Origin of the sequence: Picosynechococcus sp. NKBG042902 (genome assembly GCF_963864045.1) — a bacterium.
In the GTDB taxonomy this organism is placed as follows: Bacteria; Cyanobacteriota; Cyanobacteriia; order Cyanobacteriales; family MRBY01; genus MRBY01.
The window spans coordinates 19,473-42,732 of sequence record NZ_CAWLTV010000077.1; the positions used below are offsets into that span (position 1 = coordinate 19,473).

Below are 23,260 nucleotides of genomic sequence, written 5' to 3' on the forward strand. Positions count from 1 at the left end.
AGATAGCTAGAGAGATGATCGTTAGTAGGGCGCATCGATAAAAGCAGCGTGTTGAAAAGTAACAGGCTTTCCAGCCAAACGAAGAATTGCTTTTTCTAGGGTCTCAAAATCGGCAACAACTTCAGTCTTATAGTCCCGTAGGTTTTCTTCGCCAGGGTATTCGTCGAGAAATGCTTCGTGAATTTCGTAGTGTTTTATGCGAAAACGCCAAGGCTGATGATCGAAGTTGGGATGCTTGGTAGGAATACTTTTGACGCCACAAATAACGATGTAGCGACGGTGATCAGTACGGCGGGCGGGCAGTTCAGCCGCAAGGCGATCGCCTCGGAGTAACTGAGCATGGAGTTCGGGGCTAAGCATAACCTGGGGATTTTTGGCCTATCTGAGACGGCCAGAATGTCGGGAAACAGCCTCTGACTTCACAGGTATGTGGCGCTGTTTCCCAAAGTTATTTTTCGTTTTCGAACAGGCGATCGCCTTAGGACGCGAGGGCAACCTCAAGCATTTCATGGAGTTCCTTCGAGTTGTAAAGCTCGATCATGATGTCGGAACCACCCACAAATTCTCCATTGACATAGACCTGGGGAATCGTCGGCCAGTTGGAATATTCCTTAATGCCTTGGCGCACATCGTAGTCTTCTAGGACATCAAAGGTCTGATATTCAACGCCGAGACTGTTAAAAATTTGCACAACGTTGTTAGAAAAGCCACATTGGGGCATTAGCTTACTGCCCTTCATGAACACAAAAATTTTGCTGCTGTTGACCAATTGATCAATTTTTTCGCGGGTTTCAGGGGTTAAAGACATCTATTTTTCCTCATAGTATGGGTTGATAAGGGTTCAGGAAAACATTGTTTCCCCGACCGTTTAAGTGGGTTGACCCACTTCTGCCCATTTCTCCGGGGTGAAAGTCCGCAGGGCTAAAGCATGGATCGCTTCTGAGGCTAAATCCTCCTTGAGGGCAGCATAGACCATTTGGTGTTGGCGTACCCGGGATTGACCCGCAAAGTCGGGGGAAACGACGATGGCCTCTAGGTGATCGCCGCCACCGGTGAGATCTTTCACGAACACTTGGGCTCCGGAAAGATGGGTTTCAATGGAGGTTTTGACTGCCGATAAGCTAACCATAGGTAATTAGTGTGAAATCAATCCTAAATGTAAGCAGGAATACTTAAGCCATTGTATCTTTAGTCTTCCGTCTCTGGATTTGCTGGGGTGAATGATTTAGGCGATCGCCAACTCTGCTTGAATTTTCTGCCAAGCCGCTTGGGGATCTGCGGCCTGGGTGATCGGTCGGCCAATGACGAGGTGATTTGCCCCCTGTTGGATTGCCGCCTGGGGAGTCATGACCCGCTGTTGATCCCCTGATTGAGCCCAGGTGGGCCGCACCCCTGGACAAACCAAGGTGAAATCTTGACCGCAACATTGCCGCAGCATCGCCACTTCCTGGGGGGAACACACCGCCCCATCTAACCCAGCGCCTTGGGCCAGGTTGGCCATGTGTTGGGCAAAGGCATCGAGGGGCAGATCCACTTGCAAATCGTCCCGCAACTGGTCTGGACTAATACTGGTAAGGACAGTAATCGCAATTAGTTTAGTCGGAGAATCTCCGAGGGCTTCTTTGGCAGCCGTTAAGGCGATCGCCCCGGCAGCACCGTGAATAGTCAGAAGATCTACTTCATAGGCCCGCGCCGAACGGCAGGCACCAGCAACGGTATTGGGAATGTCGTGGAATTTGAGATCAAGAAAAATGCGTTTGCCCTGGTCTTTGAGGTAGCGCAAAATATCCGGCCCAGTGGCGACAAATAATTCTAGGCCCACTTTCCAGAAAGTGACCTCCGGTAAGCTCTCGACTAAGGCGATCGCCGCAGGGAGATCCGGCACATCCAGGGGCACAATCACAGTATCTTGCATCAGTTATTGCTTGCGTAAATTTCATTAGAGACGGTCATGTTCAGCATAACGGTGTTTTGAGCTTTTTGAGCCAAGGCTCACCCATTGGCAAAATCCCACCGGGGACTAGGTTAAAATAAACCCCTTGCGGCGTAATATGCCCAATGACGAGTGGTTTTCCTTTACGCTCTTTTTCTGTACAAAATATTCCAATCCAGACGCCATGACAGAAACGCCTAATCCAGACACAAAACCAGCCACAGCCCCAGAGGAACAGGGTTCTAAGGCTCGCCAACTCCTCGGCATGAAAGGCGCCGCTGGGGGGGAAACCTCCATCTGGAAAATTCGCCTGCAATTGATGAAACCCATCACCTGGATTCCGCTGATCTGGGGGGGTTGTTTGCGGGGCAGCATCCTCCGGTGGCTATGTGTGGGGAGTCGAAGATTTTCTCAAGGCCATGACCTGTATGTTGTTGTCAGGGCCTTTACTCACGGGCTATACCCAAACCCTTAATGATTTCTATGACCGGGAGATTGATGCGATCAATGAACCCTACCGTCCTATTCCTTCGGGGGCAATTTCTGTACCCCAGGTAGTGACGCAAATTCTCGGACTCCTGGGTTCTGGCATCGGTTTGAGCTATCTCCTCGACCGTTGGGCGGGCCATGATTTCCCCGTGATGTTGGTCTTAACGGTAGTGGGCTGCTTCATTGCTTATATCTACTCTGCGCCGCCGCTGAAGCTGAAACAAAATGGTTGGCTTGGGAACTATGCCTTGGGAGCGAGTTATATTGCGCTGCCTTGGTGGGCTGGCCACGCGCTGTTTGGGACGTTGACGCCGACGGTGATGGTGGTGACCTTGATCTATAGTTTTGCGGGTCTAGGGATTGCTGTTGTAAATGATTTCAAGAGCGTCGAAGGCGATCGCCAACTGGGTTTAAAATCTCTCCCGGTCATGTTTGGAGTCGGAACTGCAGCTTGGATTTGTGTGCTGATGATTGATATTTTTCAGGTGGGCATTGCGGGTTACCTGGTCAGTATCCACGAACAGTTATATGCCACGATTCTCTTGCTGCTTGTGATTCCCCAAATTACCTTCCAAGATATGTATTTCCTGCGGGATCCCCTGAAAAATGATGTGAAATACCAAGCCAGTGCCCAGCCTTTTTTGGTGTTGGGGATGCTGGTGGCAGGCCTTGCGATGGGTCATGCGGGGATTTCCTAAGCTTTATTTTCTCGGCTTCACCTGGCTCTTGTTTGCTTAAATTTTCGGCAATGCAGATCGGGTTCTTTCTCTCCGGGTCGTTGAGGACACGGGGGGATTTTTTAATGGTGCTGCCCAAGGGCAAAAATCTTTGCTATCTTGTTTGTAACAATTTGCAATATCTAATCTTTTTTTCAGGTTTTCTTTACCCTTTTATTACCATCCCGCTCGCCCTTTAAATCTGCGATCGCCAAAGATCGCCTTCGCCATGACTTCTACTTTGTCTGTTCCAAGTGCGGCTCAAGATTTGCAAGCGCTCGAAAAGGCTTGGCGCAGTCTAACGGCAACCAGTTGCCCCAATCAATACAACTTCCACATGCATTCGGTCTGTTCCGATGGTCAGCTCACCCCCAGAGAAATTGTTGACCAGGCGATCGCCATCGGTCTAAAAGGCTTTGCGATCACTGACCACCACACGCTCCAAGGTTACCAACAAGCCCAAGGCTACCTCAGCCGACAGCAGAACGAGACGACACGACCCTTGCCCCACCTCTGGACGGGCATCGAAATTAACGGCATCCTCCTTGATACCACGGTACATATCCTTGCCTATGGGTTTAACCCCGATCACAGTGCGATCGCCCCTTACTTTAACCGGGAAATTCCGGAAGGCGATCGCGCAGCAGCAGCAGTGATTATTGACGCGATCCATGCCGCTGGAGGGTTAGCTGTTCTGGCGCATCCCGCCCGTTATCGTCGTCCTGCCACGGAGTTAATCCCGGCAGCAGCATCCCTTAACATTGATGGTGTAGAAGCCTATTACGCCTACGACAACCCAAAACCCTGGGTGCCTAGCCAAAAACATACCCCGGTGGTGGCTGCCCTTGGCCATCGGCACAATCTATGGCTCACCTGCGGCACAGATACCCATGGTCGCAGCCTCCAACAACGACTTTAGGGATCACTGCGAAACTTTGATCCCCGCATAGCAAAATTCTGGCCTAAAATAAACTTACCTAAGGAATATTTTCCTCCTTTGCCCCCATTAATCATGCCGCGACCCTTAAAACGAGATTAAGTGGGGTTAAAGCCTTTGTGGATTTTGTCCCTCAAGGCATTCATTGACGTGGTATTGTAGCCATCGTAACCGCTGAATTTCCTTACTCTTTTTCACCCACTAACTAGGAGTGCAACCTGTAGGATGACTGTCCCTCAAACTGTCTATGCCAACGATCTTCCCGACAAACCCAAGGAATACTGTGGTGTTTTCGGCATCTATGCCCCAACGGAAGAAGTGGCAAAACTGGCATATTTCGGACTCTTCGCGCTCCAACATCGGGGGCAAGAATCCGCAGGGATCGCGACCTTTGACGGTACGCAAATGCACGTGCACAAAGGTATGGGCCTTGTTTCCCAAGTTTTTAGCGAAGAAAAATTGCAGGAACTGCCTGGGGTTTGGGCTGTGGGCCACAACCGCTACTCCACAACTGGCTCTAGCCATAAGTGCAATGCCCAGCCTGCCCTTGAAGAAACTCGCCTGGGGACTTTGGCCCTCGCCCACAACGGCAACCTGGTGAACACCATCGAGCTGAAGGATAAGTTGTTGTCCCTTGCCGATGGTCTAGATTTTCAGACGACTACAGACTCAGAAATGATCGCTAAGGCGATCGCCATCTATGTCGATCAGGGGAAGGATTGGACTGAAGCGGCGATCGCAGCCTTTAATCTCTGCTCCGGTGCCTATAGCCTAGTCATCGGCACCCCGGACGGCATTATTGGTGCGCGGGATCCCCAGGGGGTTCGTCCCCTTGTCATTGGAACTCTCACCGAGGGAGATGGCAGCACCCGTTATGTTCTGGCTTCTGAAACCTGTGCCCTCGACATCATTGGTGCGGACTATCTGCGGGACGTCGAACCAGGCGAAATGGTCTGGATCACCAAATCTGGCCTAGCTGCCCAGCAGTGGTCTGAAAAACCAGACCGGAAGCTCTGCGTTTTCGAGATGATCTACTTTGCCCGTCCCGATAGCATTGTCCACGACGAAACCCTTTTTAGTTACCGTCTCCGCCTGGGGGCGCAACTGGCCAAAGAATCCAACATCGAAGCCGACCTCGTCATGGGGGTTCCTGACTCTGGCATTCCCGCCGCCATTGGCTTTTCCCGCGCCTCTGGGATTCCCTTTGGGGAAGGACTCATTAAAAACCGCTACGTAGGCCGTACCTTTATTCAACCGACCCAGCACATGCGGGAAGTGGGGATCCGCATGAAGCTCAACCCCCTAAAAGATGTCCTCCAAGGTAAACGAATTATCATCGTGGACGACTCCATTGTGCGCGGCACTACCAGCCGTAAAATTGTCCGGGCACTCCGGCAAGCTGGGGCCGCCGAAGTCCATATGTGCATTTCCTCGCCCCCTGTTACCCATCCCTGTTTCTACGGGATCGATACCGACAGTCAAGATCAACTGATTGCTGCGACAAAGTCCCTGGCTGAAATCGAAAAACAAATTGAAGTTGATTCCCTGACCTACCTCAGCAAAGAGGGCATGCTGGATGTCACCAACGAACGCACTTCTAGTTTCTGTACTGCCTGCTTCGATGGTCACTATCCCATTGAAATTCCGGACGCGATCAAGTCATCTAAGCTAATGTTAGAAAAAGCCACTGTCTAGCAAAGCCGTTCCCATGGATTGAGAGCGGTAAAGGAAGTATTAATGCCGACCTATCCCGGAATTTCTAGCGAAGCCTTTCGTCATCCCCTCGATCGCCAAGCGGAAGAAGCCCTCCGTAATCTGCCCGGTTTTAAGCTGTTGGCCAGTCGTTTTGTGGAATATATCTACGAACGACCCCAGCAGGTTTTTTTAATGGGCAACAATATCAAAGCTGGCCCCCGTCAGTATTCAACCCTGTACGGCATTTTTCGGGAATGTGTCCATGATTTGGATATTTCCCCAGAGCCGACCCTTTATGTCAACCAAAATCCGATGGTGAATAGCTACGCCCTCGGCCATGATCATCCTTACATTGTGGTGAATACGGGGTTAATGGATTTACTCGATGAAACAGAGTTACGGACGGTGATGGCCCACGAGTTGGGACACATTAAATGCGACCATACGATCTTGATCCAAATGGCGATGTGGGCCATGGGGGCAGCTTCTTTCCTGGGGGAAATTACCCTTGGCCTCGGTAATGTCATCACCACAGGGTTACTTTACGCTTTTTATGAATGGCGGCGGAAGGCGGAACTTTCGGCGGATCGGGCCGCTCTCCTGGTGATGGATGATCTCAACCCCATTTTGCATACCATGATGAAGCTCGCCGGCGGTAGTACGAAATACGGCCACGAAATGAGTTTGACTGAGTTTACCCAACAGTCCCAGGATTACGATGAACTTGATCAGGATCAATTGAACCAAATTTATAAGTTTTTGATCTACAACGGCGGTAATGGGACATTTTTAAGTCATCCTTTCCCGGTGGAGCGCTTGAGCTTTATCAAAACCTGGGAAGCCTCTGAAGAATATCAACGGATTAAACAGGGTCATTATGCCCAAGCAGGCACTGGCTCGGTGGATGTCAGTGCCGAAGATGAGAGTGATCTAGACAGTTTGCGTCGTCAAATTGAAGAACTCAAAGCAGAAATCAAAAAGGCCAAAGGAGCCGAATAAATCCCGTGGGGGATAAGGGATTGAAGGGGGATGGCTAGGGCTGAGGTTAGAATTGCGATGTTGAGCGATGCCAGCAATGCACCCCCTTAATGCAGGCTTGTAATTGCCCCAAAGTCCGTAACTTGCTGATGGGTCGGAGAAGCAGTTGTTCCGGGGCGGACGAGTTGCCATGCTTGGTATCCGGCTCGGATCGCGGCGTCTAATTCGGCAGGGACATCCGATAGAAACAGGATTGCCTCAGGGGGCAGTTGCACAGTCTGGGCGATCGCCTGATAAGATTGCACATCTCGTTTTTGGCCGACCTTGAGATCAAAGAAGTAATCGAAGTAGCCCGTGAGGTCACCATAGTCAGAGTAGCCGAACAGGAGTTTTTGGGCTTTAACCGAGCCAGAGGAATAAATCCCCAACTGGATGCCTTCTTTTTGCCACTCTTTTAGTTTGGGCAATACATCTGGATAAACATGGCCCCGGAAATCGCCATTTTTGTAACCCTCTTCCCACAAAAATCCTTGCATTGCTTTCAAGGGAGGAACTTTGCGGTCTTCTACTGACCATTGGTGTAATGTGGCGATCGCCCCAGTTTGATCGAGAGATATTCCGGTTTCGGCAAGAATTAAATCTTGTACTTGCTTGAGGATTGCCGCAATTTCTGGTTCCTCGGCCCGGTTGGCAATGCTTTGGATATTGTCCCGAAAGTAAGGAAACAACACATCAAACACAAAACTCACGGAGGTGGTTGTGCCCTCGATGTCCATCAAGACAAACTGAATCATAGGGTAATGGCGCGGTATTGTTGTTCAACTTGGGAGCTGGTGTAGTGGGGCGTCCAGCCTGCGGTATCCGAGAAAATACGAATGGCTTTCACATTGGGCACTGGCCCCGCATCAAACCAGTGCTTAGTACCCTGGGGGACAGAGATCAAGTCACCAGCTTCGCAACAAACATTAAACACGGCGGTACCGTCGAGGTTAAACCAAAATAAACCCTGACCCGCGACAAAAAAGCGCACTTCATCTTCGGAGTGGGTATGTTCTGCGAGAAATTTTTCGCGGATCGCTTGGTAGTTTTCAATGCCACTGTGGATATTCACCACATCGGCGCTTTGGTAACCATTGGCCGCCATGAAAGGATCGAGCACATCGGCATAGGCGGCGAGAATGTCTGCTTGGGACGCCTCCTGGGTTAACTGGGCAGGTGTTTCCCATTGCTCAAACCAAATACCATGGCTTTTTAAAAAATCTTTGATCGTCGCGGTGTCGGTCAGGGTTTGTTTCGATTCGGTCTGATATAACGTCGTCATCGGGCAGCCAAGGGGGGCGTGATTTTCAATTGCTCAAGCTCGCATTCTAACATGAACTCCCAAACCTCTAGATGACGCTTGGCGATCGCCAAGGTTTCTCCCCAGGCATAAAGGCCATGTTTTGCGATCAAAAAGCCGTAATTATTTAACTCCTCCTGTCGCTGGGCGAGTTGTTGACAAAATGATTTCATGTCTTGGTCATTGGCGAAAATCGGTAAGGCGATCGCCGTTTCGTGGGTGGTTTGACTCGCAATCCCCTTAATTACCTCGTAGCCGCTAAAAGTAACAGCCTGTTTCGCCGCAAATATCCCAGACAACAACGTTGCCGCCACTGAATGGGTATGCAACACACAGGTAATTCCCGGAAAGTTTTGATAAATAAAGCAGTGAATTAAAGTTTCTGCCGAAGGCTTAATTCCTTCATTGGGGGGCAGCGGCAAACCCGTTGTATCTACTGCAATAAAATCCTCCGGTTGAAATTGAGATTTATCAACGCCACTGCGGGAGACAAAAATAACTTGATCTTCGTCCAAAAATGAATAATTCGTCGAAGTGGCCGGTGATTTTCCCTGGGCATGCAGTTGCCGTATCACAGCACATAGCCTTTCTTTTTGGGTCTGGTTCTCTAAAGACATTTGGGCACAAATAAAGCAGAAAAAATAAAAGCAAATCTTAATATTTTACTGATTGATGTCATGGTTAGCGCAACATTTCTAGCGACAACTGGGGCTTTATCTTTTTACGGGAAATTTTTAGCCAAAACACCATTGCAGATAAGTGTTTTTACTCAACTTTTAGTTGCTTTCTTTGTTAATTGATGTTGCAACTTTGACCATTCATTCTCATAAATCGTTTACAACCAGAACATGATGCTGACTACAATCAGTCATCTTTGGCTAAAAACAAAATAAAATTAAAAATCAATTATTGATGATGGATAACGAAATTAAAAAATACCGCATGGTTTGCACCCTAACCTTTGGCGATATTTATGGGCAAATTATTGTTTGGCTGATTGTCATCTTTCTGAGTCTTGCGACCACCCTTGCCCTTTGGAGTGCAACCCGGCAAGTTTATGCTCTGGCCACCGTTGCCCTTGTTGTTGTCTTATCTTTGCCCTTTCTCTTATTTGCCTTTGTGACAACGCTACTCAATCACATTGAATTCGTGCCCATGGGCGAATCCGAATCTTCTAAAACCTTCCCAAGCCGTCGTACGCCCCCTTCCTCCACTAATCCGGCAACGGCAAGCTAGGGATGAATTACGGAAGTGATGGCCCAGGCCCAGCCAGAGATAACAGGGAACCTCGATTAATTGCTTTTTTGACGATTTTTTGAGCCTGAAACAACGAGGATACGTTGCCGATCTGGCGAAATTTTGAATTTTTCGAGGTTCCCAACAGTTAAATAGCCCCATAAAACAGGGGCGCTAGCGGTTGCACTAGAGAAATCTGGAAAAATTTTGAGGACTTTCTGGGGCCGCTTAATGGATTGACGGTGCAGAGTCTAGGGAGATCACCGGGGCGCTACTGAAGCGTTTACTTAGGCGTAATTGATTACCGGCGGCGTTCCAGTGAATTTGGTCGAAAATTTGATAAAGCAAACAGAGGCCACGACCACATTCATCTTCTTCAGGGGGGAGGAGATCATCATTTAATTGACAACATTGAGCCTGACGGTCAAAGCCTTGACCCTCATCGGTAATAATCCATGAGCATTGTTCTGCCCCCATGTAGAAGTGAACAATGACTTTTTTGCTGGGATCTAGTCGATTACCATGTTTGGCCGCATTAATCAGTGCTTCCTGGAGACCGAGTTGAACTTCGTAGCGCCAGTCACTGGGGATACGGTCTAGGAGAAGATCGAGAATCGGGACTAAGTAGAGGGTAGAGGCAAAACTGAGGGTCGTCCAATGGGATTTTAGCGGCGGCAATGAAATCGCGATCACAGTTAATGCTCCTTTGGGGATGTGCGCAGGGATGAATGGGGAAAACTGGGCTCAGTGGGGTAGCTTATGGCATAAACCCAAAAAGTAGTGGTCACAACATAGTTTGTTTGCCTGTAGGGAATCCCGAACGATCTTGTCGTGGTTTCTGCCTTGTATTATACAAAAAATTTTAGGTTTCCACGAAATTCAAGAGAACGGCGCATTCGACATGGGGCGTTTGGGGAAAGAAGTCGGCGGGCTGCACCCACTGGATTTGGTACTGTTGAGTGGCACAAAGATGTTTGAGGTCGCGGGCAAGGGTTGCAGGATTACAACTGATATAGACAATTTGCTTGGGTTTGCTGTGAAGGAGAGCATCGAGCACTTGGCGATCGCAGCCTTTACGGGGGGGATCAAGGAGCACGATATCAGCGGTGACATCCAGACTAGGTAGAATTGACTCCACGGTGCCAGCGTGGAATTCCACATTATGAATATCGTTGTGGTGGGCATTTTCCCAGGCCTGCTGGATCGAGCTTGCTTGAACTTCGATGCCGATCGCCTGCTGGACTTTTTTCGCTAGGGGCAGGGTGAAGGTTCCCACACCACAGTAGGCATCGATCAGGATTTCTTCGCCGGTAAAGGTGAGCTGTTGAGTGATTGCTGTGAGGAGGGCTTCGGCGGCGCTGGTATTCACTTGGAAAAAGGTTTCAGGCCGGAGCTTGAGGGTTAGCCCCGCAAAGATTTCTTCGAGGTAGGGACGACCGGCGATCGCCTTTGTGGTGTCACCCCAGATGAGGTTGCCTTTTTTCGGATTTTCGTTCAAACAAACTCCCACGAGACCAGGATATTCTTCGAGCCAGGTTTCAGCTTGAGTTTCTAGGTTCACCAGATCAGCACTGGTTGAGATCAAAGTAAGCAGCATTTTCCCGGTGCGCTGGCCAATGCGGAGGGCGAGGTGGCGTAATTTGCCCTGGTGTTTGGTTTCGTTGTAGATCGACCAGCCTTGGTTTTGGATGTCAATTTTGACATTTTCCAGGAGGGGATTGAGGCGCGAATCCTGTACTGGGCATTGGTTGAGGTTGATCAGTTGGTGGCTTCCTTTGCGGTAATACCCGGCTTGCACATTGCCCATGCTGCTGGAACGACCCAGGGGATAGGTGGCCTTATTGCGATAACTCAATGGCCCGTCACCACTCAGGATTGGCTGAATGTCGAGATCCTGGAAACCACCGATGCGCTGGAGGGCCTGTTGAATTTCGTTGATTTTGACCTGCTGTTGTAGAGAATCTTCTACCTGGAGCCACTGACAACCGCCGCATTTGTCCGCCACGATGCAGGGGGGACGCCGCCGCTCTGGGGCTGGTTCTAAAACTTTTTGCAGTTGACCGATGGCATATTGGCGCTTGAGACGGACGATCCGCACCTGGAGGCGATCGCCTGGCACCGTATCCGGCACAAACACAACTTGATCCCCATGGCGACCGACCCCAGCCCCCTGGCTATTAAGGTCATGGATGGAGAGTTCAATCAGATCGCCTTGGTGCATGGTGCTAAGTTCGCTTTCAAAGTGCCTTCACACTTTAGCCTTTCTTGCGGTCAATCCGGCAGTTTTTCCCTAGAGGGTCGAGAAATAAGCCTGGGCTTCGCTTGGGTTTGGCACCATGGTGCGATCGCCCACTTGCCAATCGACGGGACAAACTTCATTGTGATTAGTCTGGACGTGCTGAATCGCTTGGAGTACCCGCAAGGTTTCATCAAGGCTGCGGCCAAAGGAAAAATTATTCACGGTGATGTGTTGGATCATTCCTTCCGGGTCAATGATAAAAAGTCCCCGGAGAGCGATCCCCGCTTCCGGTTCGAGGACGCCGTAGGCCGTGCTAATGGTTTTGTTTAAATCAGACACCAGTGGAAAGGCTAAATCGCCCACGCCACCCATTTTGCGGTCTGTTTGGATCCAGGCGAGGTGCGCAAATTCACTATCTACGGAAACGCCCAATACTTCTGTATTGAGTTTTTGAAATTCCCCGTGGCGATCGCTAAAGGCTCCCACTTCTGTTGGACAGACAAAAGTGAAATCGAGCGGGTAGAAAAACAACACCACATATTGCCCCCGATAGTCGGACAACTTAATGGTTTTGAACTCTTGATCAATGACGGCGGTAGCGGTAAAGTCCGGTGCCAATTGTCCCACTTGTGCAGCCATGGTTATCGTGTTCCAACGCAAAATCTTTTCCCAAGGTATCACACCGCTATTTTTCGTCCCGAAAACCAGTGAAAATGGGTTACAAAACGCCCTGGGCCTTGAGGGTTTGCACCACTGACCAGGCTTTGAAGAGTTTCCCCTGGAGGAGCGCCGCCACCCCGGCGATCGCCTGAATTTCTGGGACATCCCCTAGCTTGTCTAAAACTGGCGTAATGGCCAATTCCGCCTGTCTGGGTTCCCAACGGTACAGATGGACGAAAGCGATGTAGGCATTCACCCAGGGATCGTCTGGGGTCAGTTGCTGCAGTTGAGTCAGGGTCTCGATGGTGGCCTGAGATTCCTCCTGGAGAGCATGGGCAAGGGTTTTGGCCCAATACCAATCCCGCAGTTGGGGGCGGTTGGTTGCGTTGGCTGGCGTTTGTGTGAGGCGATAGGCAAGGCTATCTTCCACTTGCTGTAAATAATCCTGGACTGGATCGTACTGGTTGAGCCGTTCGACGTGAGCAAATAATGGCTCTAAACCCGCAATGCCTCCACCAAGTTGGGGCGCAATTTCCCGCAGTTGGGTCAGCCAATCCAAGGCCACTAATTGCGTTGGTGTTAAGACTTCGCCTGTGGCCGACAAAATTTCTACAATGACCGTCGGTTGCTCCAATGGGCGAGCTTCCCCAGTAGCCGGATCGAGATATTGGGCGTCCAAAGTGTAAAGGCCCGTTGGTAAATCTGCTGGGGGTAAGGTGGCGGTGCGTTCAATAATTTCGAGGCGATCGCCTTTGTTCTCTGCATCCTCCCGTAGCATCCCGAAGGCTAACTGATGATCCTGGATCCAAAACTGTTCGCCGTTCGACCAAGTGAGTAACACCATACCCTTGGTTAAATCCTGCCGATTTCCCGACCAAGTGTAGGTAATCGGAAGAGGTTGGCCGGCGATCGCCTCTGATGCGACGGCCACATTTTTTAATGCCACAGGACTTTGAGTGGTATCAGCAGCTTCGACAGAAACCAAAGGTTGGCGACGGTGATAGAGCTTTAGCTGATCTTGATCCGGCAGTGGCCAACTCCCCTGGAGCAGAAACTCAGAATCAGTATCTAAACTCGCCGCGAGGGCCAACTGATCCGCGTTGCGGTGGGGGTCCTCTCCTGTTTTCGTGAGGAACCAATCAAAGGACTCTTTGTCTTGAGCCAACTGTTCTGGAGTACTCCCTAAATTCCGCCCATACACCTGAAAATCCCGTAGAGCACCATAGTAATTAAGCGTGTGATTATTGGCGATCGCCACCCCAGGGATCACCCCCAAGTTACTTCTTAAATCTGGAGTTTCCTGAATAATTTCCTGGATAATTTCTGGGTGGGGATAGGTCTGCCGATCCGGATAATTAGGATCTGGCACCAGTCCCGCAATGACTGGCAAAGGAAACAATTGGATGAGCCAAAAAGTTGCAGCTAAACCCACGGTTCCCCAACGCACAGGTTGCCATTTACCGCGCCACTGGGTCAGGCCATACCCCAAGAAAACCGCCATAATTGGTAGATAGGGCATGATATAGCGGGTATCTTTGTTGTAGAAACCAGAAAAAATCAGATAAGACGCCCCAAAATAAATGCCGAGCCAAATAAAGCTTTCTTTTTCAGGCAGAGCATAGACGGTCTTGCGAGAGGGCAGTTTTTTGGCCAGATGCAGAATCAACCCCACAATAGGCGGCAAAAAAAGCACCCAAGAGACCGCACTGGGGAGATCTTTCCAGTAATAGATCCAAGCGGCAAGGGTATTTAATTTGGGATCGCCTTCGGCGGCTGGGGCAATGTCGTTAACGACCTCAAAGAGGCTAAAAATGTAGATAAAGTTTGTGCTGTACCAACCCAACCAAATGGGTAAAGAAGTTATGCCGCTAACCACAAGTTGCAGCAACTTTTCCCACTGCTTATTTCTAAAGTTGATGACAAGCGCCCAACAGAGAGGGACAAAGAGAAAAAATAGACAACTCTGTTTAGTCAGCATGGCCAGCCCTAGGCAAAAACCAAAGGCGATCGCCCAACCCCATTGAACGTTTCTTTTTTCAGCAAAATACCAATGGGTTAAACAAGTAAAACTCGCAACCGTCGCCACCACCAAGGTGTAATCGGTAATGTAATGGAGCCGGAACAGAAAAATCCGGGGCATCAGCAGGGTGATTGCGGCGGCATAACAGCCCACAGTTGGGTTAAACAAGCGTTTCCCAAGGCTAAAAACGGCCCAAATCAACACTCCGGTTAAGAAGAGATTCATTAACAAGGCCTGATCATTTCCCTGTCCAAAAAGCATTTGAAAAGGGGCCGCAAGAATGTAGGGGAATGGTGGATATTTCGTTGAGACCTGCCAAAACTCCTGCCAACCAGGAAAGTGGCGGATATTTTCGACAAAATTTAAACTGCCTGTGAGGTGATTCGATTGATCCCAGGCTGGCACCGTATTATCCAGATTCAACCACAGGCGATCGCCGAGATTAATTCCCAGCCACAACCCCAATAAAACTAACCCAGTCTTCCAAGGCGCTCTGGGTGATTTTGCGACCTGATCCTGCAATGTTAAAACTCCCCTGATGGATTTAGCCTAGCTGCAATGTATCGGAAAAAATCCCTCAAGGTAAAGCTTCTCTTTATCCTTGCCATAGACAAAAATAATTTCTCAAATCACCACACCTTGCTTGACCCTTGGGGCACTAGGATAAAATAATCCCCAAGCAAATCATCACCACCACAAACCCATGCCCTTTGATATTCCCGTTGAAACCCTCCTTGTTGCCACCCTCTATCTCAGCCTCAGCGTGACCTACCTGCTCGTTTTGCCTGCTGGTCTCTATTTTTATCTCAATAACCGTTGGTATGTCGCCAGTTCCATCGAGCGACTTGTGATGTATTTCTTCGTTTTCTTTTTGTTCCCTGGGATGCTACTCCTAAGCCCTTTCCTGAATTTCCGCCCCCGTCGTCGCGAAGTCTAAGGCTTTGCCGAATGAATTCTCCCATCCTTGCCAACTTCTCCCCCTAAAACCATGCGACGCATTGATATCTTGGCCATCAGTTTCGGTATTTTCATCGTGGGTGGGCTACTCTATGGTGGCCTCAAAGTTGCGGGCCTCGAAAGTTTAGATGCGGGGATCTGGTCCCAGGCATTGCTGGTAATTGTGGTGTTTGTCTGGGTGGGAACCTATCTGTTTCGGGTAGGAACCCGCAATATGACCTTTCATCAACAGCGGCGAGATTACGAAGAAGCAGCCCTGCAGCGGCGCTTAGATGAGATGAGCCCAGAAGAATTAGCCCAACTCCAGGCAGAACTCGAAGCAACGGAAGATCAAACTTCGCCAAAAAAGTAACGGTAATCTTTACCGAAGGGGGAGTTGGGGACGTACAATAACCCCTTGTGTGTTTTTATCGAACAAAATCATGACCTCTGTTTCTGAACGTTTCCGATCCCTCAAGCAGGCGGGCCAATGTGCGCTGATTCCCTTCATTACAGCGGGTGACCCAGATTTAGAAACGACAGAACAGGCCCTCAAAATTTTAGACGCAGCTGGGGCCGATTTTATTGAACTCGGCGTCCCCTATTCTGATCCCCTCGCCGATGGGCCGACAATCCAAGCGGCAGCAACTAGAGCCTTGAGTCGAGGCGTCACCCTTGAGCAAGTTTTAGCGATCGTGCAACGAGTCCATGGGCAATTAACAGCACCGATTATTTTATTTACCTATTACAATCCGATTTTTTATCGGGGCATTGATGCTTTTATGGCCCAAGTGGCAGCGGCGGGAGTCAAAGGTTTGGTGATCCCGGATCTGCCCCTAGAGGAATCCCAGATGGTGCTGGATGCAGCAACGAGCCATGGTCTTGATTTGATTTTATTGGTCGCGCCCACCAGTCCCACGGCGCGAATTGAGGCGATCGCCAAAGCCTCCCAGGGTTTCATTTACCTCGTGAGTGTGACGGGGGTCACGGGGGCGAGAACCTCTGTGGCCAGCCGTGTCGGGGAACTGTTGCCGAAGTTACGTCAAGTGACCGATAAGCCCATCGGGGTTGGTTTCGGGGTTTCGGATCCAGCCCAGGCAAGACAGCTAAAAGAATGGGGCGCGGATGGCGTCATCGTCGGCAGTGCGGTGGTCAAACGCCTCGCCACTGGAACGCCCGCCGAAGGTTTAGCGGCAGTCAAAGAATTTTGTGAGTCCCTCAAGGAGGCGATCGCCTAACGATGGGCCTGTTGTAGATCGAGAAAATGAAAGATCATTCGGGGTCAGTGATGTCTAAGGCCCCCCGAATAATTACCACTGTGCGGTTTGTCCCCTTGGCGATCGCCTCCGGAATATTTCCATGGAGCGCCTTTTGAAATAAGCTCTCTCGGCTGGCTCCCAGAATCACCAGATCATAGGTTTCTTCTTTGATTAAGCGGATTAAACTGTCAGCAATGTGGGACGAGCGAATGGGTAGAGGAATAATGGGAATTTCGACCAGGGGATCCAGGCCTCGCTTGGCCTGGACGAGCAGCGGAAAATGTTGGGGACGTTGTTGGGGTTGATAGACCTGACAGAGGCAAATTTGGGATGGCAGGGAATAGCGCACCACCTCTGGGGACAGGTGCAACAGTGCCGGAATGAATTCCTGGGCGCGTTCGGCGTTGGGGCCGCCAGCAATGGGAACAAGGGCGCGGATTTTTCCTGGTTGAGCCTTAAACTGGAGGGGATGGGCGTGGCTCGTTTTCACCAAAATCACATCACAGGGCACTTTTTTCACGAGATATTCCATTACACTCCCGAAGAGTTGCCCCCCTGGGTGGCGATCGCCTTGCCAACCCAAGATTAACCCCTGATCCTTGCTCGAAATTTCCTGGAGAATGGCTCCGGCCACATCGTAGGCGAGGATCACCTGGGTGTGGATTGAGATCCCCAATGTCTCCCCAAGGCGTTCGAGTTTTTCCATCAGATGCCGTTCCGGATAGGTGTTCATGTGGGCATCGGTGAGGGGATAGGTTGCTGCCACCTGCACCACATTTAGGCAATAGACCATGGCATTTTTTCCTTGGCAATGGCCGCCGCAAAGGTGATGAGGGCTTCGGCGGTATTGGGATTGGCGATCGCCACCCAGAGTTTGCGCTTGTAATTGTCGCTGGTGTGGGTTTGATAAACGCAATAGGACGGCGTGCGCTGTACCGCATGGTGACTTTTCCCAAGGAGTTCCTGGGCCTCGGCACGAATAATATCTGACCGGGTGATAATCCCCTGGAGCTGATCATTATCGACGACAGGTAGGCGGGAAATTTGATAGCGATTGAGCAGGTACAACACATCACTGAGGGAAGCCCGGGGAGAGACCGTAATCACCTTGCGTTGCATCACCTGGGCCACCGTTAAATTCTTGCCCTGGGCCGCCATTTGGGCCAAATCCCCTTGGGTGACGATGCCGACGAGCTTGCCCTGTTTTAAAACCGGAAAACCCCGGTGGGGTGATTCGGAGAGGATGGGGACTAAATCCTTTAAGTTGAGATGGCTTTCGAGGGTTTCTACTTCCGGTTGCATCACCTGAGCGGCGGTGAGATCCGTTAATACCTGGGGATTTTTTTCCTCCTCTAGGTGAATGCCGCTGGCCTCCAGGAGATATTCGTAGATCGAACCTTTAAAAATGCTTTCGGCTACGATGAGCGCTGTCACCGAAGCCAGCATTAAGGGGAGGACTAAATTAAAATCCGTGGTCAGCTCAAAGACAATTACAATCGCGGTCACTGGCACCCGCGCCACCCCTGTAAAAAAAGCCCCCATCCCCGCAAGGGCGTAGGTATATTGGGTCGCCTCTGGCACAAAGATCTCGGCACAGGTGCCCACCAAATAACCGAGGGCTGTGCCTAAAACGAGGGTCGGTGCAAATAGTCCCCCCGGTGCGCCGGAGCCATAGGCAATCAAGCTTAGGAAAAAATGGGCGACAAAGGCGATCGCAATTACCTGCCAGCCCGCATCCCCCGTAAGCAAAAAATCCCGTAGCCCTGCATTGTCCCGGAAAAAAGGCGGCAAAAACGCGACCACAGTGCCCGAAATCGCCCCGGCGATCGCCATCCGCACCCCCAAGCTCAAACGGAGACGACGATTAAACCCCAAAACCGTTAAGATCCCGCGATTGAATAAAGCCCCCAAAACTCCCGCCAAGCCCCCCAATAGCAAATACCAGGGGATTTCTGCCAGATAAAAATTACTTTGATTCGCCGCGTTTAATAGTTCTGCGGGCAAATTCAGATCCGAAGTGCCAAACCAACGGGAGACCACCGAACCTGTAAAAGAGGCAACGATCGCCGTTTCTAAGGTTAGCCCTGACATATCCCGCATCAGTTCTTCGACCACGAACAGTACCCCAGCAATGGGGGTATTAAATCCCGCCGCTAAACCCGCCGCTGCTCCGGCTGCAATCATTTGCCGTCGGTGGTTTGGGGTTGTCGGCAGCCATTGACTGAGTTGAGCTGCGAGAGCCGCACCGATATGGACACTGGGGCCGCGCCGTCCGAGGGTTAATCCGCCACCCAGAACCAAAATCGTGCCAATGGATTTAGCTAAGGCCACTTTCCAATTTAGCGGCAGGGGAAATTGGGCCAGGACAACCTTGACCTGGGGGACGCCGCCCCCCTTGGCTTCTGGGGCAAAGGTCTCTAGGAGATAGCCTGCCAACCAGCCGCAAACCACCCCAAATAGAGGCAGGATTAACCAGGCGCCGTATTGACGACTCAGGATGACCCGATATCCCCCCACGAAACCGATGCCTTGTTTGAGGAAAAGGGCCGCCAAACCGGAGATGACACCAATGAGGCAGGCTTCGATTAATAAATAGTTATTGTTTAAGCTGTGCTGGCCTAAGGATCGAAAAATCCACCAATTTCGCACAGAAGCCATGGCGATCGCCCGTAAGATGCTTCAAAAGATTCAGAAACGCTGGTTTCAGCTTTCCCCTAGCAGATTAGCACGATCTTTCCCCGGGCCTTCCAGGAAAATTTTTGGCAAATTTTAGCCCAATCGTTGACAAAAAAAACCTGACCTTGGCAGATCAGGTAGTGCATTTTAGAGATGTAAAAGCCGATGGGTAATGCATTCACTCCTTAACGGGGCAAGGCATATTTAAAATCAGTGGAACCCTGGTAGCCAGAAAGCTCTGCCAGGCGTTGCAGTGCTTGGGTGCCAGCATAACGTTCCCCATTAATCTCCCAGGTGGGGAATCCTTCTAGCCCAGCGGCGGCACAAACATCAGGCTGGCCATTTTCTCCTTCGGGGGCGCATTCAATGTAGGGTACTTTGGCAAAGGCTTCTTTCCCGAACAACTGTTTTTGGTCGTAGCAGTGGGGACACCAGTAAGCGCCATATTCTTTCGCCCCAATTTCTGTGAGGTGTTCGGCTAGGGCAATTTCTGCGGGGCCAGAGGTGGTGGTGATTTCCCAGCCTATGGGCGGTTCGGGGGCACGGTTGGGGACTTGGGTAATAATTTCTTGGCCCTGGTCATTGAGCACCGGGACGCTACCTTGGATATTGCGTTCGATACTGTTGTATAAGCCGAGGGTGCCGAGGGCGGTAATAATCGCCACCACAAAAATCGTCAGGAATACTTCACCCCAATCGTCCCAAAAGCGACCAAAGAGGGTTAACAGGAGAAAACTCGCGGCAAAGGTGGCCGAGGTAATGCAGTAGAGACAAACACCGCCAATTTTCGCAAAGAGAATGTACATCAGGTAGGCACTAAACAGGCTCATGGCGGTGGCACCAATGAGGAGAAAGAGCCATGTCCAATCTTCGTATTTGTTCCGCAGTTTTTTGTTGTCTTCAGGATTAATCGCCAGGGGCACTAGGGAAAAACCGGCCATGGCGAGATAGGCGATCGCCCCAAACAGTGACAAGGGCAAGCCAAAGACAAAGGCGTAGGGACTAGAGAGTACATCACTACAGCTCGCTGCTGCTTCTGTACCACAGGCCACCTCTGCCCCGAACAGTTTGGAGATCGTCAGGTAACTGGTGAGCAAAAAGCCAATGATGGCGATCGCCCCGATAATAGGGCGGGACCACTGATGGATCCAGGGTTGAGAACGTCGGCGTACCATAGCGCGTCAAAAAAATTCCAAGCAATAAATTGTCTACATCTTAAACCTGCGGGGCGACGGGTTGCAGTTGGCTGACTAAATGGCGCAGTTCCGGCAAAATGAGTTGTTCCATGGCTAACCGCACCGCCCCAGTCGATCCGGGTAGGGAAAATAAAATCATGCCTCGATAGGTGCCTGCCACCGCCCGGGAGGCGATCGCCCTAGAGCCAATTTCCTCGTAACTCAAGGCCCGGAAAATTTCCCCAAACCCCGGCAAGGTTTTTTCTAAATGTTTGGCCAGCATATCGTAGGTGTTGTCTCGGTGGGCGATGCCTGTGCCGCCATTGAAAATTAATGCTTCTAAATTCGCGTGGGCGAGGCTCTCCAAACGATGGGCGATCGCCTCTGGATCATCTCTAATCACCTCATAATCCCCGATTTCATGGCCTGCGGCGGTGAGTAATGCTTGAATTAACTGGCCGCTTTTGTCTGTTTCTGGCGATCGCGTATCGCTGACAGTGATAACCCCACAACGGACGACACGCGCAGCAGGATCAGGATGAGGTTGCAGCATGATCAGCAAAGATGATTAACAATGGTTGTGACAACAAACCCCTACAGGAGAAGTTAAAAAATGCTAGACGAACAGGCCAAAAAAACAATGCTCCTCCACATTCCCCACGCATTATATATCTGCGGTGTGCGGGATGGTGATGAGATGAATGGCTTTACTGCCAGTTGGGTGATGCAAGGTTCCTTTAAGCCCCCCCTCGTGGTCAATTGTGTCCGCTCCGATTCTGGTTCCCACGCCATGCTCAAAAAAACCGGCGTCTTTTCCCTGAGTTTTCTCGACGACTCCCAAAAAGATATGGCCGCCAATTTCTTCAAACCCAAACGTCGGGTCGGCAACAAATTTGAAGATGTGGAATTTTACGAAGGGGCTGAAACGGGCTGCCCCGTGATTAAAGATTCCCTTGGTTATGTGGAATGTAAAGTGGTCGGGGCCGTTGAACAAGGCGATCACACGGTCTTTGTGGGCGAAGTGATCGGCGCAGGCGTACATCGGGAAGGCAAAATTCTCGACCTAGAGAGCACGGGCTGGAGTTACGGCGGCTAAAAGTAAGGCTCTATTTTGCCGAAAACCGACCTAGTCTTTTAACAAAATTTTCCTGATTTAAAACGATGCCTCTGATTAAAGTTCAAACATCTTTACCGCCCGCTTCCCAAGGGGATGTAGAAGCCCTTTTGCTCAATTTGTCCCGCAAACTCGCGGCGCACCTCGGCAAGCCAGAAGCCTATGTGATGACCGCTTTTGAGGCCGGGATTCCCATGACCTTTGGGGGGTCGATTGATCCGGCTTGTTATGTGGAGATCAAAAGTGTGGGCACCATGGGCGATCGCACCCGCACCATGAGTGAAGACTTCTGTAATGAAATTCACCAGAGTCTTGGTGTTGCCAAAAACCGTATCTACATTGAGTTTGCCGATGCCAAAGGCAGTATGTGGGGCTGGAATGGTTCGACTTTCGGTTAACCGTAGCCGATGACCAAAGCGATTCAATTAAGTTTGGGTTTATCTTGACAAACGCCAACTAATCCCAAGGAGCTGCCGCATCTATAAATTTGGGGCGGCTTTTTTTTGCGGCAAAGCTCACAATCTTTAGGCGATCGCCGGAGGCAAATTAGGCAATTTACAGTAGTTAAAAATACTTAGAATGGGACAGTTTGCTGATGTCGGCAGGATCAAAGAAACATTTCCTGGCTGATTGTTTCACAAAACAATTTAAAAATCCGAATATCTGCGCCAAAATGCGGAAAAAGTGAGCTTTGACGTCCAAATTCAAGCTTTATTTTCGCTGAGATAGTACAACGATCAATAGCTAGTTCTGATCGCTGTTTTTTGCAAAGCTATCTCAATTTCAATCAGGAGTTCCGATGAAAAGTCAAACAAAACGCCTAAGACGCGCTTGTAGTTATCTCGTCCTCGCCCTTAGTGCAATGGTTCCCTCGGTTGCCCTCGCCGGCCATACCAATACTATTTTGCACACGATGATGGATGGTAGCGCAGAGGTGCCAGAAGACGGCAATATGGAAATGCTTGTCGGTGATGCCAATGGTGAAGGCCATGCCTACGTTTTTGGCATTGATAATGATCCGACTACCCTTTGTTATTCGATGACGGTCACTGGGATCCAACTCGTTCCCGTCGGCTCTGGGATGGCGGCCCATATTCACGAAGGCGCAATGGATGAAAATGGCCCAGTGGTCGCAGTTTTAGCCGGGCCAGAGGATGGCAATGCTGCGGACTGCCTGACAGAAGGGGAAGAAGGGAAATTTCCCACGGGTGAAACCGGAATTGTGCAACGTATTTTAGAGAATCCCAGCGATTTTTATATCAATGTTCATAATCCCCAGTTCCCGAACGGTGCTATTCGGGGTCAACTGAGTTCTATTCATTCCCATTCTCATTAGGGATAGGGCTTACAGTTTCACAAGATTTTCTGCTGAATTTTTTGGGGCGATCGCCCGCAGTTTCTTTTGTCTTTCCGAGGGGAATTTCATCAAAGACTGCGGGTTTTTCTGATTACTTGAAGCCTGGGCCAAACCTTACTGGAGGTAAGCGCCTTGGCTATCGGGGTGATCCATTTGGGGTAAGCCCATGCTGAAGTTCATTACCCGTGAGTCGAGGTTATAGCGGAGTTCACCTTTTTGGAGGAGGTCACGGATAAAGGCTTCTAGGTCGGAGCCGATCCGCCGCAGGTTGTATTCGGTTAAATCCTCGCCGCTGTTACTTTCCACGAGGGCATCGAACTGGCGATAGACTTTCTGGAGACTTTCTTCGGGCCAAACGAATTCGTTATCTGGATCGACATCCAAGGTGAGCACAGTTTCACTGGGGATTAATTCATTTTTCTGAATTTCGGCAGTGTAGATGCGGACGTGGCGGGTCGTGGATTTAAGCAGCATAGGACTTAACAGATAAGATGAAAATTA

25 protein-coding genes and 2 pseudogenes are annotated in these 23,260 nt (G+C 50.3%); 12 read left to right on the top strand and 15 right to left on the bottom strand.

Annotated features, from left to right (window positions below; translation table 11 throughout):
- Window positions 1-21 precede the first annotated feature (21 nt).
- From AACR41_RS15170 to pyrF, 4 genes are all read right to left on the bottom strand, one after another.
- Window positions 22-360, bottom strand: coding sequence for a hypothetical protein (locus AACR41_RS15170; protein WP_030005818.1), 339 nt, complete (start codon window positions 358-360; stop codon window positions 22-24).
- Between the two features lie 118 nt (window positions 361-478).
- Entirely contained in the window at window positions 479-808 is a 330-nt protein-coding gene (grxD, locus tag AACR41_RS15175) for a Grx4 family monothiol glutaredoxin (protein ID WP_012306176.1), read from the bottom strand.
- 60 nt (window positions 809-868) lie between these two features.
- A complete protein-coding gene (locus AACR41_RS15180; protein WP_012306177.1) occupies window positions 869-1,129 on the bottom strand; it encodes a BolA family protein in 261 nt (86 codons plus the stop codon).
- 96 nt (window positions 1,130-1,225) lie between these two features.
- Window positions 1,226-1,915, bottom strand: a complete 690-nt coding sequence (pyrF, locus tag AACR41_RS15185) for an orotidine-5'-phosphate decarboxylase (protein ID WP_030005819.1) — start codon at window positions 1,913-1,915, stop codon at window positions 1,226-1,228.
- 202 nt (window positions 1,916-2,117) lie between these two features.
- Here pyrF and chlG point away from each other — a divergent pair.
- The 4 genes and pseudogenes from chlG to AACR41_RS15205 all read left to right on the top strand — a co-directional run bounded on the left by chlG (window position 2,118) and on the right by AACR41_RS15205 (window position 6,769).
- Window positions 2,118-3,120, top strand: a pseudogene (gene chlG, locus AACR41_RS15190) (chlorophyll synthase ChlG).
- Window positions 3,121-3,367: 247 nt separating this feature from the next.
- Window positions 3,368-4,057 (top strand): PHP domain-containing protein, encoded by a 690-nt coding sequence (locus AACR41_RS15195; protein WP_030005820.1) that lies wholly within the window; start codon window positions 3,368-3,370, stop codon window positions 4,055-4,057.
- Window positions 4,058-4,300: 243 nt separating this feature from the next.
- Entirely contained in the window at window positions 4,301-5,770 is a 1,470-nt protein-coding gene (gene purF / locus AACR41_RS15200) for an amidophosphoribosyltransferase (RefSeq protein WP_030005821.1), read from the top strand.
- A gap of 42 nt (window positions 5,771-5,812) precedes the next feature.
- On the top strand, window positions 5,813-6,769 hold the full coding sequence (locus AACR41_RS15205; protein WP_030005822.1) for a M48 family metallopeptidase: 957 nt from the start codon (window positions 5,813-5,815) through the stop codon (window positions 6,767-6,769).
- An 86-nt stretch (window positions 6,770-6,855) separates the two neighbouring features.
- Here the strand turns inward: AACR41_RS15205 and mtnC are convergent, their stop codons facing one another.
- The 3 genes from mtnC to mtnB are packed head-to-tail and all read right to left on the bottom strand — an operon-like array spanning window position 6,856 to window position 8,704.
- Entirely contained in the window at window positions 6,856-7,542 is a 687-nt protein-coding gene (gene mtnC / locus AACR41_RS15210) for an acireductone synthase (RefSeq protein WP_030005823.1), read from the bottom strand.
- Window positions 7,539-8,069, bottom strand: a complete 531-nt coding sequence (locus tag AACR41_RS15215; RefSeq protein WP_030005824.1) for a 1,2-dihydroxy-3-keto-5-methylthiopentene dioxygenase — start codon at window positions 8,067-8,069, stop codon at window positions 7,539-7,541. The genes mtnC and AACR41_RS15215 overlap by 4 nt, the downstream gene beginning before the upstream one ends.
- Entirely contained in the window at window positions 8,066-8,704 is a 639-nt protein-coding gene (gene mtnB / locus AACR41_RS15220) for a methylthioribulose 1-phosphate dehydratase (protein ID WP_030005825.1), read from the bottom strand. Before mtnB ends, AACR41_RS15215 begins: the two co-directional genes overlap by 4 nt.
- Here mtnB and AACR41_RS15225 point away from each other — a divergent pair, their 5' ends adjacent.
- Complete coding sequence (locus AACR41_RS15225; RefSeq protein WP_152550954.1) at window positions 8,705-8,887, top strand: hypothetical protein; 183 nt, start codon at window positions 8,705-8,707, stop codon at window positions 8,885-8,887.
- A 115-nt stretch (window positions 8,888-9,002) separates the two neighbouring features.
- A complete protein-coding gene (locus AACR41_RS15230; RefSeq protein WP_012306186.1) occupies window positions 9,003-9,323 on the top strand; it encodes a hypothetical protein in 321 nt (106 codons plus the stop codon).
- Window positions 9,324-9,551: 228 nt separating this feature from the next.
- On the opposite strand, the gene AACR41_RS15235 is transcribed toward AACR41_RS15230, so the two are convergent.
- The 4 genes from AACR41_RS15235 to AACR41_RS15250 form a co-directional block, all read right to left on the bottom strand.
- A complete protein-coding gene (locus AACR41_RS15235; protein ID WP_012306187.1) occupies window positions 9,552-10,016 on the bottom strand; it encodes an ATP-binding protein in 465 nt (154 codons plus the stop codon).
- Between the two features lie 169 nt (window positions 10,017-10,185).
- Window positions 10,186-11,544, bottom strand: coding sequence for a 23S rRNA (uracil(1939)-C(5))-methyltransferase RlmD (gene rlmD, locus AACR41_RS15240; protein ID WP_030005826.1), 1,359 nt, complete (start codon window positions 11,542-11,544; stop codon window positions 10,186-10,188).
- 69 nt (window positions 11,545-11,613) lie between these two features.
- A complete protein-coding gene (locus AACR41_RS15245) occupies window positions 11,614-12,201 on the bottom strand; it encodes a peroxiredoxin (RefSeq protein WP_030005827.1) in 588 nt (195 codons plus the stop codon).
- Window positions 12,202-12,280: 79 nt separating this feature from the next.
- Window positions 12,281-14,764, bottom strand: a complete 2,484-nt coding sequence (locus AACR41_RS15250) for a glycosyltransferase family 39 protein (RefSeq protein WP_030005828.1) — start codon at window positions 14,762-14,764, stop codon at window positions 12,281-12,283.
- A 181-nt stretch (window positions 14,765-14,945) separates the two neighbouring features.
- On the opposite strand from AACR41_RS15250, the gene ndhL reads away from it, so the two are divergent.
- The 3 genes from ndhL (at window position 14,946) to trpA (ending at window position 16,416) form a co-directional block, all read left to right on the top strand.
- Window positions 14,946-15,179, top strand: coding sequence for an NAD(P)H-quinone oxidoreductase subunit L (gene ndhL / locus AACR41_RS15255; protein WP_030005829.1), 234 nt, complete (start codon window positions 14,946-14,948; stop codon window positions 15,177-15,179).
- A gap of 51 nt (window positions 15,180-15,230) precedes the next feature.
- Window positions 15,231-15,551: a DUF3007 family protein gene (locus AACR41_RS15260; RefSeq protein ID WP_030005830.1), complete on the top strand. Its 321-nt coding sequence runs from the start codon at window positions 15,231-15,233 to the stop codon at window positions 15,549-15,551.
- A gap of 70 nt (window positions 15,552-15,621) precedes the next feature.
- Window positions 15,622-16,416, top strand: coding sequence for a tryptophan synthase subunit alpha (trpA, locus tag AACR41_RS15265; RefSeq protein WP_030005831.1), 795 nt, complete (start codon window positions 15,622-15,624; stop codon window positions 16,414-16,416).
- Window positions 16,417-16,450: 34 nt separating this feature from the next.
- Here trpA and AACR41_RS15270 read toward each other — a convergent pair.
- From AACR41_RS15270 to AACR41_RS15280, 3 genes and pseudogenes are all read right to left on the bottom strand, one after another.
- A pseudogene (locus AACR41_RS15270) lies at window positions 16,451-19,095 on the bottom strand (chloride channel protein).
- A 203-nt stretch (window positions 19,096-19,298) separates the two neighbouring features.
- Window positions 19,299-20,288 carry a vitamin K epoxide reductase family protein gene (locus AACR41_RS15275; RefSeq protein ID WP_030005832.1) on the bottom strand — a complete coding sequence of 330 codons (990 nt, stop codon included), beginning with the start codon at window positions 20,286-20,288 and terminating at the stop codon, window positions 19,299-19,301.
- Window positions 20,289-20,328: 40 nt separating this feature from the next.
- Window positions 20,329-20,841, bottom strand: a complete 513-nt coding sequence (locus tag AACR41_RS15280; RefSeq protein ID WP_030005833.1) for a MogA/MoaB family molybdenum cofactor biosynthesis protein — start codon at window positions 20,839-20,841, stop codon at window positions 20,329-20,331.
- A gap of 60 nt (window positions 20,842-20,901) precedes the next feature.
- On the opposite strand from AACR41_RS15280, the gene AACR41_RS15285 reads away from it, so the two are divergent.
- From AACR41_RS15285 to AACR41_RS15295, 3 genes are all read left to right on the top strand, one after another.
- Entirely contained in the window at window positions 20,902-21,384 is a 483-nt protein-coding gene (locus AACR41_RS15285) for a flavin reductase family protein (protein WP_030005834.1), read from the top strand.
- A 65-nt stretch (window positions 21,385-21,449) separates the two neighbouring features.
- A complete protein-coding gene (locus tag AACR41_RS15290; protein WP_030005835.1) occupies window positions 21,450-21,800 on the top strand; it encodes a phenylpyruvate tautomerase MIF-related protein in 351 nt (116 codons plus the stop codon).
- Between the two features lie 401 nt (window positions 21,801-22,201).
- Window positions 22,202-22,738: a CHRD domain-containing protein gene (locus AACR41_RS15295; protein ID WP_030005836.1), complete on the top strand. Its 537-nt coding sequence runs from the start codon at window positions 22,202-22,204 to the stop codon at window positions 22,736-22,738.
- A 135-nt stretch (window positions 22,739-22,873) separates the two neighbouring features.
- On the opposite strand, the gene AACR41_RS15300 is transcribed toward AACR41_RS15295, so the two are convergent.
- On the bottom strand, window positions 22,874-23,233 hold the full coding sequence (locus AACR41_RS15300; RefSeq protein WP_012306200.1) for an NAD(P)H-quinone oxidoreductase subunit M: 360 nt from the start codon (window positions 23,231-23,233) through the stop codon (window positions 22,874-22,876).
- Window positions 23,234-23,260: the final 27 nt, after the last annotated feature.

Excerpts from the sequence above, each read along its gene's own strand:
- AACR41_RS15170 (WP_030005818.1), bottom strand. The coding sequence starts at position 360 with ATGCTTAGCCCCGAACTCCATGCTCAGTTACTCCGAGGCGATCGCCTT.
- grxD (WP_012306176.1), bottom strand. The coding sequence starts at position 808 with ATGTCTTTAACCCCTGAAACCCGCGAAAAAATTGATCAATTGGTCAAC.
- AACR41_RS15180 (WP_012306177.1), bottom strand. The coding sequence starts at position 1,129 with ATGGTTAGCTTATCGGCAGTCAAAACCTCCATTGAAACCCATCTTTCC.
- pyrF (WP_030005819.1), bottom strand. The coding sequence starts at position 1,915 with ATGCAAGATACTGTGATTGTGCCCCTGGATGTGCCGGATCTCCCTGCG.
- AACR41_RS15195 (WP_030005820.1), top strand. The coding sequence starts at position 3,368 with ATGACTTCTACTTTGTCTGTTCCAAGTGCGGCTCAAGATTTGCAAGCG.
- purF (WP_030005821.1), top strand. The coding sequence starts at position 4,301 with ATGACTGTCCCTCAAACTGTCTATGCCAACGATCTTCCCGACAAACCC.
- AACR41_RS15205 (WP_030005822.1), top strand. The coding sequence starts at position 5,813 with ATGCCGACCTATCCCGGAATTTCTAGCGAAGCCTTTCGTCATCCCCTC.
- mtnC (WP_030005823.1), bottom strand. The coding sequence starts at position 7,542 with ATGATTCAGTTTGTCTTGATGGACATCGAGGGCACAACCACCTCCGTG.
- AACR41_RS15215 (WP_030005824.1), bottom strand. The coding sequence starts at position 8,069 with ATGACGACGTTATATCAGACCGAATCGAAACAAACCCTGACCGACACC.
- mtnB (WP_030005825.1), bottom strand. The coding sequence starts at position 8,704 with ATGTCTTTAGAGAACCAGACCCAAAAAGAAAGGCTATGTGCTGTGATA.
- AACR41_RS15230 (WP_012306186.1), top strand. The coding sequence starts at position 9,003 with ATGGATAACGAAATTAAAAAATACCGCATGGTTTGCACCCTAACCTTT.
- rlmD (WP_030005826.1), bottom strand. The coding sequence starts at position 11,544 with ATGCACCAAGGCGATCTGATTGAACTCTCCATCCATGACCTTAATAGC.
- AACR41_RS15245 (WP_030005827.1), bottom strand. The coding sequence starts at position 12,201 with ATGGCTGCACAAGTGGGACAATTGGCACCGGACTTTACCGCTACCGCC.
- ndhL (WP_030005829.1), top strand. The coding sequence starts at position 14,946 with ATGCCCTTTGATATTCCCGTTGAAACCCTCCTTGTTGCCACCCTCTAT.
- AACR41_RS15260 (WP_030005830.1), top strand. The coding sequence starts at position 15,231 with ATGCGACGCATTGATATCTTGGCCATCAGTTTCGGTATTTTCATCGTG.
- trpA (WP_030005831.1), top strand. The coding sequence starts at position 15,622 with ATGACCTCTGTTTCTGAACGTTTCCGATCCCTCAAGCAGGCGGGCCAA.
- AACR41_RS15275 (WP_030005832.1), bottom strand. The coding sequence starts at position 20,288 with ATGGTACGCCGACGTTCTCAACCCTGGATCCATCAGTGGTCCCGCCCT.
- AACR41_RS15280 (WP_030005833.1), bottom strand. The coding sequence starts at position 20,841 with ATGCTGCAACCTCATCCTGATCCTGCTGCGCGTGTCGTCCGTTGTGGG.
- AACR41_RS15285 (WP_030005834.1), top strand. The coding sequence starts at position 20,902 with ATGCTAGACGAACAGGCCAAAAAAACAATGCTCCTCCACATTCCCCAC.
- AACR41_RS15290 (WP_030005835.1), top strand. The coding sequence starts at position 21,450 with ATGCCTCTGATTAAAGTTCAAACATCTTTACCGCCCGCTTCCCAAGGG.
- AACR41_RS15295 (WP_030005836.1), top strand. The coding sequence starts at position 22,202 with ATGAAAAGTCAAACAAAACGCCTAAGACGCGCTTGTAGTTATCTCGTC.
- AACR41_RS15300 (WP_012306200.1), bottom strand. The coding sequence starts at position 23,233 with ATGCTGCTTAAATCCACGACCCGCCACGTCCGCATCTACACTGCCGAA.